The 12,749-nt window shown below is 60.7% G+C and carries 8 protein-coding genes and 1 tRNA gene; 1 reads left to right on the plus strand and 8 read right to left on the minus strand.

The window, feature by feature from the left end:
* Positions 1-82 precede the first annotated feature (82 nt).
* The 5 genes from AC6BOR_RS04145 to AC6BOR_RS04165 all read right to left on the minus strand — a co-directional run bounded on the left by AC6BOR_RS04145 (position 83) and on the right by AC6BOR_RS04165 (position 9,727).
* Positions 83-1,453 (minus strand): McrC family protein, encoded by a 1,371-nt coding sequence (locus tag AC6BOR_RS04145; protein WP_498059938.1) that lies wholly within the window; start codon positions 1,451-1,453, stop codon positions 83-85.
* Positions 1,450-4,623 (minus strand): DUF8426 domain-containing protein, encoded by a 3,174-nt coding sequence (locus AC6BOR_RS04150; RefSeq protein WP_498060610.1) that lies wholly within the window; start codon positions 4,621-4,623, stop codon positions 1,450-1,452. The genes AC6BOR_RS04145 and AC6BOR_RS04150 overlap by 4 nt, the downstream gene beginning before the upstream one ends.
* A 6-nt stretch (positions 4,624-4,629) precedes the next feature.
* Entirely contained in the window at positions 4,630-5,037 is a 408-nt protein-coding gene (locus tag AC6BOR_RS04155) for a DUF4268 domain-containing protein (RefSeq protein WP_498059939.1), read from the minus strand.
* Positions 5,034-8,402, minus strand: coding sequence for a TM0106 family RecB-like putative nuclease (locus AC6BOR_RS04160; RefSeq protein ID WP_498059940.1), 3,369 nt, complete (start codon positions 8,400-8,402; stop codon positions 5,034-5,036). The genes AC6BOR_RS04155 and AC6BOR_RS04160 overlap by 4 nt, the downstream gene beginning before the upstream one ends.
* Positions 8,403-8,527: 125 nt before the next feature.
* Positions 8,528-9,727, minus strand: coding sequence for a tyrosine-type recombinase/integrase (locus AC6BOR_RS04165; RefSeq protein ID WP_498059941.1), 1,200 nt, complete (start codon positions 9,725-9,727; stop codon positions 8,528-8,530).
* Between the two features lie 364 nt (positions 9,728-10,091).
* On the opposite strand from AC6BOR_RS04165, the gene AC6BOR_RS04170 reads away from it, so the two are divergent.
* Positions 10,092-10,168: transfer RNA gene (locus AC6BOR_RS04170), tRNA-Pro, on the plus strand.
* A gap of 63 nt (positions 10,169-10,231) precedes the next feature.
* On the opposite strand, the gene AC6BOR_RS04175 is transcribed toward AC6BOR_RS04170, so the two are convergent.
* Genes AC6BOR_RS04175 through AC6BOR_RS04185 form a run of 3 tightly spaced genes read right to left on the minus strand, consistent with a single transcriptional unit; the run spans position 10,232 to position 12,749 of the window.
* On the minus strand, positions 10,232-10,999 hold the full coding sequence (locus AC6BOR_RS04175; RefSeq protein WP_498059942.1) for an ABC transporter ATP-binding protein: 768 nt from the start codon (positions 10,997-10,999) through the stop codon (positions 10,232-10,234).
* Positions 10,999-11,964 (minus strand): FecCD family ABC transporter permease, encoded by a 966-nt coding sequence (locus AC6BOR_RS04180; protein ID WP_498059943.1) that lies wholly within the window; start codon positions 11,962-11,964, stop codon positions 10,999-11,001. Before AC6BOR_RS04180 ends, AC6BOR_RS04175 begins: the two co-directional genes overlap by 1 nt.
* Entirely contained in the window at positions 11,961-12,749 is a 789-nt protein-coding gene (locus AC6BOR_RS04185) for an ABC transporter substrate-binding protein (protein WP_498059944.1), read from the minus strand. The genes AC6BOR_RS04180 and AC6BOR_RS04185 overlap by 4 nt, the downstream gene beginning before the upstream one ends.

Here is a 12,749-nt window from a genome sequence, read left to right on the forward strand (position 1 = left end):
CCGTGGGCCGTGGCCATACGGCCAACTTCAACATTCACAGCAGCATGCTTTGAGCGGTCTCCGCGTGGCCACAGCCGCTGCATCAAGCTGGCAAAGGCTCAGCCGCCGCCGTTGCTGCCTGTGGGCCTGCAGCAACGCACTGCATGATCATGGTGCGTAGCGCCGTTTCCAACTGAAGCCGCGGCTCAGCCACGTTGGTTGTGGCCGTGATCAACTGCTCATCACAGCCATCAAGCGCCAAGCGGTGGAGGGCGGTGGGGCCTGGATCGCGGCCCAATTGCGCGTGCCATGGATAGAGAAGCATGAGCCGCGGACACTTATAGAGTCTGCCATACGCCATCATTTGATAAACATCAGCCTGGCTGATGCCCTGCTTCGGATCTTCGATGCGCGCGCTCAGTCGCTTCCATTTGGTATCGATGATGAGTGCCGTGGCGCCGTCACGCTTGACGAGAATGTCTGGTTTCGTTTGGAAGCGCTGTGCCCCGGCGCGGCCATCCACAATCTCCTCCAGGCAGTAGCGGCGCCCAGCTTGTGCATGAACCGACAAGTCCGTCCCTCGCAGCGCACCTGCCAGTGTGCGCGCCACATACTCCTCAAACAGCGTGTTCATTTCAAACAACAGCGAAAAGCCCTTTCCACTTCCGCTTGACGTTGTCTGGAAGCGGCCGCCCAGCAACAGCCGCGCCAAGCTGATGAGTTCACGCCATCGTGCGTTGGTTCGATCCAGGACCACATCATCCCAGCGCAGCGCTGAAACCGCCACATCCTGAATGTCAGCATAGGCAAACGCAGTTTCCCGCAAGCACCGCTGGTTTGCCGCATTTTGGGAGATGCGGCCCAAACGCAGCACAGCTGCCTTCATGATCTGGTTGATGGCAATGTCAGGAGACAGCGCGTCGAATCTGCATGCCAGCCTTTGTGGGCTGGCAGCCAAGGTTGTGAACTGGCGTGTGACATTCAAGCGCCCACGCAGCGCCGGCAGATCGTCCGCATGCTCAGTGTAACGCCGCGGGATCCCCTGCCGCACGGCATCTGCCAGCTTGCGTGCAAACAGTCCGATCAGGATTTCCAGGAGGTTTTCGCGCTGCCAGCCCAGATCGGTGATGATGCCGCTGGCAATTTCCAAGTCCAGCACGGTCGCAAGCATGTGCACAAGTTTTCTCCGAATGCGCCCCCTGGAAACGTCATCCTCGCCGTCACCACTGCCCAGACCATCGATCTTGGGGAGGATTTCGAGTGCGCAGCCATCAGCCGCAATGACGCCAACCACTTGGGCCGCCCGCAGCTCCTTGCGGCCATGACTCAAAATGCGAGTGCCGCCGTCACCGCCAAGCGGCGAGGCACTGGCGACAGCGGCGATCCGGCTGGCCGCCCAGTCAGGAATAAAGCCCTCGGTATCCGCGTCGCCGTAGCGAAGCGACTTCCACTCCATGACGGTGCGGCGGATCATACAAACTGACTATAAGCACTGGCAGCAAATGGGCACTTCACAGTCCACCTGTAGCGCGGCTCACTGCCTCCGTCCGCATCCAAGCCAGCGGGTGGCTGAAGCTGTTGGCGCTCCAGGAAGCGTCCCTCCCCCGCCGCATCACCCAGAACAGCAGCCACTTTGCCCCAATCCTCGTAAAAATATTCAGCCAGCAGCGGGATGACCTTGTCGCGCATCACGTCATCGATCGCCTCACGCGTGTCGGCACCCATGAAATAGGCATGGCCGATCTGGTGCTCACGGTCGAACAGATACTCTATCCGGGCATTGATGGAGGTGAGCAACGCTTGCACGTTTATGCCGTCCACATCGGTGGGCAACAGCGTTGGGTCCGGCATGATTTCCTTGAACGAGAAGCGCCGCCGCAGTGCCGTGTCGAGTAGCGCAATCGAGCGGTCTGCCGTGTTCATTGTGCCAATTATGTGCAAGTTTGACGGTACGCCAAAGGGCTCCCCGGAATATGGCAGTTTGACGCTCAACTCGTTGGGTTGTCCGATACGCTTGTCTGGTTCCAGCAGAGTGATCAGCTCACCAAACACCTTGGAAATGTTGGCGCGATTAATCTCGTCGATGATGAGCACAAACTGCTCGGGCGGCAGCTCAGGAGCACCCACAGGCCGCTGGCTGTTCATATAGGCTTCCAGCGTCGGTATGTTCACCAGATCGTCGTAAAGCTGATAAATGGTGCGCATGCTGAACTTGCGCTGATAGATTTCACCAACTGGAACGCCGGCGCGGTCTACCCACAACCAGTCCACTGCACGACGATGAGCATAACCCCCTTCCGGTCGAGGGTGAAATTCATAGCTGCCCGTCACCACTCCGATTGCGCGGAACAGACCGATGCCCTTCGACACGATGATGATGTCGCCCGGTTTCACCCAGTTGCGAAAGATGAAGGGCATCTGCACCCGGGCATGCATGGCGTTCAGCGTCGTACTGCTGCCTTCCGCCTCCTGGCATGCTGCGATAATGGCTTCTCGCTTGGCGTACTCTTCATCGCTCCAGTCAATGTCGTCAAAGCCCAGCAGAGTATATCCACCAGCAATCGCCTCTTCGAAAAGATATTCGTCAGCCGGATCGGTCGCGTCACCAATGGACGATTTGAAAATGTGGCGCCCCTCTAGCGCAATGGCCAGCGGCCCGGCCACCTTGGTTCGCCGTCTTGCAGCTCGGCCCGCGAACTCTCGGAAAATGCCCGCCTTGGTTACAAGCCTAAAGCCTGTGCCCCCTTCCCCGTCGCCATCGCTGGTTGTCGGCTCCTTACCCTCGATAAAGTCTTCATAACTCATCGACTGGTGGAAAGTGACGAACGCGATCTGCCCCTCCTGCTGCAGCCGGCGATAGACGTTCATCAATTCGGTCCGGTCTTCCGGCACGGCCTCGCCGCACAGCCGCACGGCTTCAGCAGCTGTGGAGAAGGTCTTGCCGGTGCCGGGCGGCCCAAACAGAATCAAGTTGGTTGGCGGGTGTGCGGGAACCACGGCATCGATCCCTTCAATACGAGCAGCTTCTGTTGGTTGATCGGAACGGTTGACGGCCCAGATGAAGCCTTGGACGTCCCACAGATCCTGTGGTGCCCAGCCCCATTCGTCCGCCATGACAGTCTTTAGTTTATGCGCCAGCGCTAGTATCTCGGCGTACTCATCCTCGGTGAGTGGATTGGAGCCCGTGATCCAACTGCCCGTCAGCGCGCGGGCGGTGCGCCACAGTGGATCGGTATTGATGCCAAAGGCCACGTCCGGTTGGAGTAACGCTGCCAGCATCGAGGGGATGCTTCGGGACTCGCTATAGGGCTTGCTGTTCTGGCCCTCGCTCAGCAATGGCCAGCTTTCGGTCACGAATGCGGCGATCCCGGCATTGATGTTGTCTACCCTGGCCAGTCGTCCCGCCAGTGCCTCCAGAACACCAGGATGGCTGACCCGCAACTTTTTGATGTGCGCATCTGTGCGCCATCCCAGCAGGCCGCACGGCACACCGGCGAGGCCCGTCAGTAGATCAAGCAATCGCCCGCCCAAAACCTCGTCTGGCTGACCAGCACAATCAACCACAGCCGCAGACGCACGCTCAATCAAAACATTCTTATAGCGGCGTTCTTCATCAAAATACCCGCCGGTCGTAGCCGGGAAGCCATCCAACTCAAAATCTGGATAGCGCGCCAGAAATGTCGCTTTCAGTTGCTGCAACGCGTCTCGATTGAGCATCGCGCCGGTGTTCTCATACCAGTCGAGAACAGCACGAAGCATTGGCGCATTATCAATCGTGACCATCACCACACGCCGCGCTGGCACCCCGCCAGATGGCGAGTGTTTCAACCGTTGTGGAAGGTTTGAATGGCGCGGCTGCTCGGGCAAATAGTGACGCAGTTTGGCAGCGGGTGCCGCGCTCGCCGTCTCAGAATCCTCGATCCAAATCTGGACACCAGAAACATCACGTTGGCAAGCAATCTGCCTACCATCTCCGAGCGCAAACGCGATGATCTTTTCGTTATCAGTTATCGGGCTTTTAAATCGGCGACGAAGCTCAGCCTCAACGTAGGCCCTGCCAAAGGCCGGTTCGTCAAATTTGAACGTGAACCGGACAGTAGAGCTGTTGGCTGGCCCTTGCCGCTCAGCGAGCGAAACGCCAGCTTCCATGCTAAACTTTCGACTGTCGAGCGCGCTGCAAACATTTGGCATGGCATTTGACAAGCCCATGGCGCGGTGCACGTCACCAGATATGACGTCGAATGTGGTAGAACCACTGACTTGGGCCGGCTTGACATACTGCTCGATCACGAAGCGGCGGATCTGATCAGCTTGGCTAGACGGGGAACTAGCATCCTTCAGCCGAAAGTCTCGGTACTTCTCGACCCAGGCGCGCGCCAGCGGCACACGCTCCACATAATTTTCCGACACCGGCACCAATGCCTCCGGCGGCTTGCTGCCTGCCGCTATCTCGGTTTCCAAACGCCGAAGCCTATCGATGACGCCATTAAGCCCGTCAGCATCAAACGCGGAATCTAGGTCCGCATGGGCAATACCCAGATCAGAAAATGCGCGTTCAACGCGCTTCAGTCGCGCGATATGGTTGCTGATCGTCTTTGGGCTGTATTCAGCCTCTAACCAGCGTCTGAAGCCCTCCTCCCGCATTGCCAATCAAACAGACTGTAGCCGCGCGCCAAACTCGCGCATGAAGGCTTTCATTTTCTCGATCGCCCACTCGTGCTGCGCACGCCAGTCACCATCTTCAATACCTTGATCCAGCGTCGCACGGATTGCGGACTTCTTGACGCCTGGCTTCTGCTCCCAACTAAGCCCTTCACCGACCGCCTTCTCGATCGCAGCGCGGTCCTTTGCTAGCGCATTATACCGGTGGCGGTCTGTATCTCGCTCATTGTTCAAGTTCACTTGAATCTGATGACGCGCGACGCTGAGGCTGATGTGCGATCCGGGTACAAGTGGTCGCATTGGCGCCCAGTTTTGGCCAGGCTTTGCCATATCTAAACCGGCAGCAATTGCCGCTTGGGTAAACTCCTCAAGATAGCGCTTGCTGTCGACGCTCATGTCGCTCCTCCAACCTCCGATTCCAGCCATGCTAGCGTATTGACCAAACGCAAATGCTCAACTGTCTTTGCATTGAGCTCCAACAGCCTCGGGTTGGATAGCACGATGGCGAGCGTTCGCGCCCGGCTGATGGCCACGTTCAAACGGTTCTTCGAGTAGAAAAAATCCACTTGGCGCGGCAGATCATCAGGCGATGAGGAGGTGAGGCTTACGATGACCACCTCGGCCTCCTGGCCCTGAAACTTGTCGACCGTTCCGACCCGCGCCCCAGCCGGCAACCGCGACTTCAGCGCGTTGACCTGCATGTTGTACGGTGCCACGACGAGAATGTTTTCGAGGCCTAGAACACCTTCCTTGCCCGCTCGGTCGATGTAAGCCGCACCAAGCAACTCGGCAAAAAGGGCTTCGACCTCTTCCACCTCCGCGGCACTGGCTTGACTGCATCCCGCGTGGTTCATGGCCAGGAGGCGAATGCCATGCGGCTTCAAAACAGGGCTGTTCGGATCCCGAAGTTTGAGTGTTTGCCGCGCACAGTCGGGATGTGCCTTCAGCCGCCCATCATAAACCACGGTAGAGATGAAGTTGCAGATGTCGGGATGCATGCGCCAGCTGGTGTCGAGAAGGATCCCCCGGTCCGGGGCGATCGTGGCCGCGCCCTCAAGTAGGTAATCCAGCACGGACAAGCCGCTCTCCCCAGGGTGAGCGCCTTGGATCGGTTGGCCAAGCTGCATCTGATCACCAACCAAAATGATATTGCGTGCCGCCGCACCCATGGCCACCAAATGGCCAAGCGAAACTTGCCCGGCCTCATCGATGAACAGATAGTCGAGTGTTTGGTCCATTGCGTCCCGCGCAAACAACCACGCTGTGCCCCCGATGAGGTCATAGTCGCCGTCTTCAACCGTCTCGTTATCGGGGACGTCCTCGATGATTGACCCGTACAGGTAGGTTTCGGGATCGGCTCTCGTGACTTTTTTCGCGCCCTTAAACGAAACCCCGCGTTCAGCTGCCACCACTTCGACTTTGGCCAACAAGTTATTGATCGCCTTATGGCTGTTGGACGAAACACCAACCCGCTTGCCAGCCGCAATCAGTCCAATGATGACATGCGCGCTGGTGTACGTCTTGCCCGTACCTGGCGGCCCCTGAATGAACAACGTTGAGCCATCAAGCGCCAACGCCCGCCCTGTCGCTGCATCAATCAAAGTCTCGCCCGGAAGTACAAGATCCCCGCCTGACCAGTCATTCATTCGTGGCGGCGCACGCTCCAGCAGGTCGACGAGCGCCTGATAGGCCGTAGACCCGGCACTTCTCGCTAAATGCGCTGCGACGCGTTCAACGGCCAGTTCGAGGGCTTCGGTGGACAAAGGCCATCCTGGGATCAGTGCGCCGGCTTGAGGCCACGGCTCTGGCGACTTTGCGCCGCGACGGACCTCCACCCAACCCGCGTCGCGATCCATGGCGTGGACCGCGCCCAACTTGGCCAGCGTCGGCGCGTGCAGGACATCGCTGCCTTCGCGCAGTTTGGTTTCCTGGTCGGGAAATCGATAACGCGCGATGATTGACCTCTTGTCTGGCCGCAGCCAATCTTCACCGTCTGGAACCAAGCCCCCGATGCATTCTGCGTCGTCAATGAGTTCATCCTCATCGCGACCGCAGCGGTCATAGACAGCCCACTGCGCCGGCTTGTTTGCGCGCGCATGGAAGTCGATCAGATAGGCAACAAGTTCACGCGCCCGTGGCGAAAGTCGAACCGCATTAGCCCTTACAGCGAGCCTCAAAGCCTCGCGCCGGGCTTCTCGCTCTGCGGCAAGCGCGCTCTTCTCAGGATCCGGCGCTGGCCCCGGCTTGGTCCACCAATCGAGGGCCACAGGTCGAAGCGACAACAACCAGTCGCGCAACCCCTCGGTGTTTTCACAATCCACTTTGTTGTAAGCGAGAATGTCGTCCAACAGCGCTTGGTCGCGCGTTTCCTTCCAGCGGTGATAATAGACGATCGATTGATCGGCTTGCTTGACGGCGGCATTCCGCCTCTCGGCAAAGAATATTTCCAAAGCCTTCAGGCTGAGCGACGGCTCTGATGTCCGTACAGCCTGGCGTGTGATGGCATATAGATCGACGAATTTTTCAGCACGAAGCAGTGCGTCGAGCGCAGCTTCACGCGTGGCATAAGCGGTGGAGAGTTTGCGCAGCGCCGTGATCTCATAGGCTGCGTAGTGATAAATGTGCGCGCCGGGATTCTCAGCGAGATACTCCGTCAGGAAGTCGATTGTTCCTTGGAACGCTATACGCTCTTGCTCATGGTCATGAGCCCATTCGGCACGAAACATGGCATAGCCCGCCTCCCGCCAATGGAGACCCCAGAGATACTCAAGGCCATCGGGATGAAGCGGGTCCCCTTCCAGGTCGAAAAACAAGTCGGCGGGGTCGGGCTTGGGCAAGCGCAGAAACCCTCGACCGTGCTCAAGTTCCAGCAATTCGACCGCAGGCTCACCTGACCGCCGCGCGACCTGCAACACGGCTTGCGCGCGCAAACGCTCGAATGTCGCCGGCGCAAGTTTCGGCAACTTTGTCCCCGGCGCCGTGTTTGCCAATGCAGCAACGCTGTCGATGCCTGCGGCACGGAGCTTCAGAATCTGACTGCGCGCCATACCAGCAACCTGGGACAGATGGTCTTCGGCTTCCCAGATCTCTCCGCAATAGTCGCGCCAGCCACAAAGCGTGCACGCTGCGCACGGCTCTGGCCTGGTGCCTCTGGCGCCGCTTTCGATGAAGCGCAGATAGCGCGTCTCAGCGGCCTGGAGCGTGTATGCAAATTCGCTCCGCCGAAAGCTTTCTTCGCGGCCGTCGCCCAACACAAGATGCATTTCGTGCGGCGGCGTCCCCTGCACGCGCGCAATCAGATCAGAATAAAGTCCGAGCTGAAGCACATGCTTCGGGCTCGCCGTTCGCGCGAGTTTGGTATCGATCACCTCATAGGACCAGGGGCCCAAGTCCGAAGGGTGGTCCACTCTGCGGATGAAGTCGGCAAAGCCATGCCATGGCGGCGCCAGGAACGTCGCTTGGTATATGATGGGCATCCCGGCGCACATGGCGGCAAGTGTTGCACCTGCACGTTCCTCTAGGCTGCCAGCACTGGAGACGCTTTCTACCTCAGTTATCGCGCGCAACTGCGCCAGATACGAAGCTTCGTGCTCATGGCCAGCATCTTGAATAAGCTTGGCGCTGTCATCATCAACGGCAGTGTCTGGCAAGCTGTCGGGCTTGAGCAGCTTTTGAAGGTAGAGCGCTGTGGCGTGAGCACAACCAAGATATGCGTTCAGATCCGACGCAGAGTGTAACAAAAGATTGTTATGCCAGCGCATTTCAAAAATTACGCCGACAATGCAGGATTAGAGCAGCGCATCTGTCTACGATAACGCCAAAAACTGGCAAAGCTAGCTGCTTTTGTTGCCCAAACAGGACTAACGCAGCTTCTCGGTATCCAAGACTAAGCAGACTTGGTTTCACTTAAGCCCAATGCAACCGAAACCACATTTCCAATTAGGTTTGCAGCTAGCAGCGCAGGGTCTGTGTCGACATGGGCATAGCGCAGAGTGGTTTGGGCCTGTGTGTGACCGAGCAGGCGCCCAACAATGGCCAAACTGGCCCCTTGCCCTACGGCAACGCTCGCCGCCGTATGCCGCAAGTCGTGCAATCTCACACCGGAAATGCCGGCATGCTGGCAAACACGCATCCATGGCTTACGCAAGTTGATCATATACTTGCCGGCCGACCGCCCGGGGAAAATGTAGGCGCTGGGACAAGCCAGCTGCATTTCACGTTGCGCGCGCAGAATCTCTAACGCCGCCTCACTTAGGAAGACAGGTTTCTCACCAGTTTTGCTGTCAGGCAACAGGATGATCCGCCGTTCCCAATCGACCCAGCTCCACTCAGTCTGCAAAATCTCATTGAGCCGCGCTCCGGAGAACAGCAGGAGCTTGATGGCATTTGCCGCACTAGGCTGAACGTCACCGATCGCAACCAGATGTTTGAGTGACTCACCAAGCCTGGATAACTCAATGCCTGAGAGGTAGCGGGTTCTCGACTTTTCTTTGAACCGCTCGACGTATCGGCACGGATTGGTGCCTTGCTGACGCCACTCTATGGCCTCAGCCACGTTCATCAAGCGCGAGCAAAGTGCGAGCACGCGGTTCGCTCGATATGGCGTGGCAGAAAGACTTTTGTGCAGCCGATCCATGTCGGCGCGCGTTATATCTACCACGAGTTGTTTGCCGAAATGCGGCCTTATGATGTCCCGCCACTGGCTCTCATACTCCCGTCGCGTCACAGGCTTTCGCCGAACGAGATAGTCGGTCTCAAATTTTGTCCAGAGATCGTCGAGCCTAGGCGCTGCGCGCAGCTTCAACTTGCTACCTTGAGGGTCTTCGCCTCTTGCGATTGCAGCCAGCACTTGCTGCGCTTGAGCGCGTGCCTGGTCGCAGGTCAACTGCCCGAAGGAACCAAGCGCAATCCATCGCTGCTTCGCCAGCCGCCCACCAGCACCAGCGCGGTACTTCACGAAGAACTTCTTCGCTCCGGACGGCAGCGCCTTCACTCCAAATCCAGGTAGCTGGTCGTCCCACAGGAATGCAGGAGCAGTGCCAATGCATGTCAGACTATCAACAACTGATTTGGTCAGCTTCGGCATTCGCCCGCCCTCTTGTGACCAATGATCGCTACGCGATCACAGCGGTTTCAGCAACCACATAGCAACCACCGGAACGAGCATGAAGGCGGAAACGGGAGCAATGACGGTCATCAGGAATATCACTTAACACACTCATTTCATGTATTTTATGCCGAGATATAGCAACCGGGCGGAAGATGGAGAAATGGCGCGCGCAGCGACTCTTAATCAGCGGGTCCTAGGTTCGAGCCCTAGTGCGTCCACCATTTTCCTCAGAAACATGCTTGAGCAGCAATTGACCCCTAACCGTTTGGGACCGCGCCACGATTCATCCGGCGGGACAGCCTTGCGCTTTTCAGGGGCTTCACCTAGGGCAAAGGCCAGTCGGGGAGTGGCGCAGTCTGGTAGCGCATCTGCTTTGGGAGCAGAGGGCCGCAGGTTCGAATCCTGTCTCCCCGACCATATGACGCCGCGCAGCGGCTCAGCGACACAGGAATGGCGCAGCCAATCCTGTCTCCCCGACCATCAGCCGCGTTGGCTGCGGCCCTTCACCATGAGTTGCAAGCGGCCGTCGGGCTGGTTCTGAACCTCGACATCGATGCCATAAACATTTGCAACATTGGCCCGGGTCAGCACCTGGGCGGCCGTGCCATTGGCGGCGACCTGGCCGTTGTGGAGCAGCACGAGTTGATCGGCGATCTGGGCAGCGAGGGCGAGATCGTGGAGGACGATGGCAACGCCAGTGCCGGCATCGGCCGCGGCGCGCAGGCAGGCGATCGTGTCGAGCTGGTGGCCCGGATCGAGATTGGCGAGCGGTTCATCGGCGAGCAGATAATCGGGCTGGCCGGCGAGCACACGGGCCAGCAGAACACGGGCGCGTTCGCCGCCGGACAGGCTGCTGACCACCCGGCCGGCAAGGCCGGCGCAATCGGTGGCGGCCATGGCGGCGGTGATGGCGGCGGCATCGGCGGCTGGCTCGCTCTGATGCGGCAGGCGCCCGAGTGCCACCAGCGTTTCGACATCAATGTCCCAATTCACTTCGGCCACCTGCGGCAGGAAGCCGATGCGGCGGGCACGCTGGCGGGGATCGAGGCCCAGGACTGGCGCATCATCCAGCGTCACCTGGCCGGCGGCCGGGCGCTGCAGGCCGGCCAAGCAGGCGAGCAGGCTGGATTTGCCGGCGCCGTTTGGGCCGATGATGGCGGTGATCTGCCCCGGCGCAATCGCCGCCGAGACGCCGGCCAGCACCGGCGCGCCGCCAAGCTTGAGGACGAGATCCCGCGCCGCCAGCATCAGGCCAGTTTCCGGCGCAGGCGCAGCAGCAGCGCCAGGAAGAAGGGTCCGCCCAGCAACGACATGGCGATGCCGACACGCAGTTCGCTCACCGTGGGCGCGGCGCGCACGGCGGCATCGGCGACCACCAGCAGCAGCGCTCCACACATCGCGGAGGGCAGCAACACGCTGCTGGGGCTGCGGCGGGTGAAGGGGCGCACCAGGTGGGGAACGATCAGGCCGATGAAGCCGATCACGCCCGCCGCCGCCACGCTGGCGCCAACGATCAGGCCAACGCCGATGATCACCTGCCATTGCAGGCGGCTGGCGTTGACGCCGAGAGAGCGCGCCGCCGCTTCGCCGAGGGTGAGGGCATCGAGCGCGCGGGCGGTGCCGGCGAGGATGATGGCGCCCAGCGCCATCAACGGCGCGGCCACAAGCACATCATTCCAGCTGCGATCGGTGAGCGCGCCCATCAGCCAGTTGACGATCTGGCCGGTGGCAAAGGGCGTGGGCGCCAGGCTGATCACCAGCGCCGTGAGAGCGCCGGCCAGGCTGGAAATGACAACGCCGCCCAAGGTGAAGACGATGATGCTGCCGCTATGCCCGGCCAGCGCCGCCAGCAGCGCCATCGCAGCCCCGGCCCCGGCCAGCGCACAGGCCGACAAGACATAGGGCGTGGCCGACAGGCCAAAGAAGATCGCCAGCACCGCCCCCAGCGCCGCCCCGGCCGACACGCCGAACAGGCCAGGATCGGCGAGCGGATTGCGCAGATAGCCTTGCATCGCAGCCCCGGCCAGCCCCAGCCCGCCGCCAACGATCACCGCCAGCAGCGTGCGCGGCAGCCGCAATTCGGCGATGATGGCCCAGCGTTCATCGCCAGCCAGCACGGCGGCGGGCGCGATCCACACCTTGCCGGCGATCAGCGACAACAGGCTGGCCAGCAGCAGCGCCGCCAGCAACAAGGGGATGAGGCGGCGGCTCACACGCGCGCCCGTGCGGCGGCCAGCCGGGCCAGCGCCGGCACGATCGTGGGCCCGGCACAACTGATCAGCCGTTCGTGAAAGGGTGCTATCACCACCCGGCCGGCCAGCCGGCGCAGGATGGGGTGGCGGCTCATCCGATCGTCGTTGCGGGCATCGGCAAACAGCACGCGCGGCGGCCGGGCGGCGAGATATTCCAGCGGCAGCACATCCCACATCTTGAGGCCATAGGCGGCGCTGGCGTTGCGGAAACCGGCCACGCGCAGCAGTTCATCGGCGAGCGTGCCCTGCCCCGGCACCAGGCCATCGCCCTGCCAGATCAGCGCTGGCACCGCCGGGCCCGGCCGGCGGGCCGCAGCCACGGCAGCATCGATGCGCGCCGCCAACGCGGCCCCACGCTGCGGCTGGCCGGCGGCACGGGCGATGGCATTCACCTGGGCGCGGCTGGCCGCAACCGTGTCGGCAACACCGAACATTTCCACCCGCACACCCAGCCGTTTCAGGGCAGCGATGGTGGCCGGCGCTTCGTGGGCGCCGGCCAGCACCAGATCGGGACGCAGCGCCACAATCTCCTCCGCCGTGCCGGATGTGGCGCGGAAACGCCGGGCCTGGGCCAGCGGGATCGAGGTGGCAGCGGGATCTTGGGAATAATGGCTGATGGCGGCGATCTGCCGGGCATCGGCCACCTGCAGCAGCACTGCATCGATGCAGGGATTGGTGGAAACGATGCGCTGTGGCCGTGCCAGCGCCGGTGTTGCCACCAGCGCCAACACAGCCAACAGGCGCAT

Source organism: Sandarakinorhabdus sp. FBCC-B8862 (assembly GCF_059745315.1).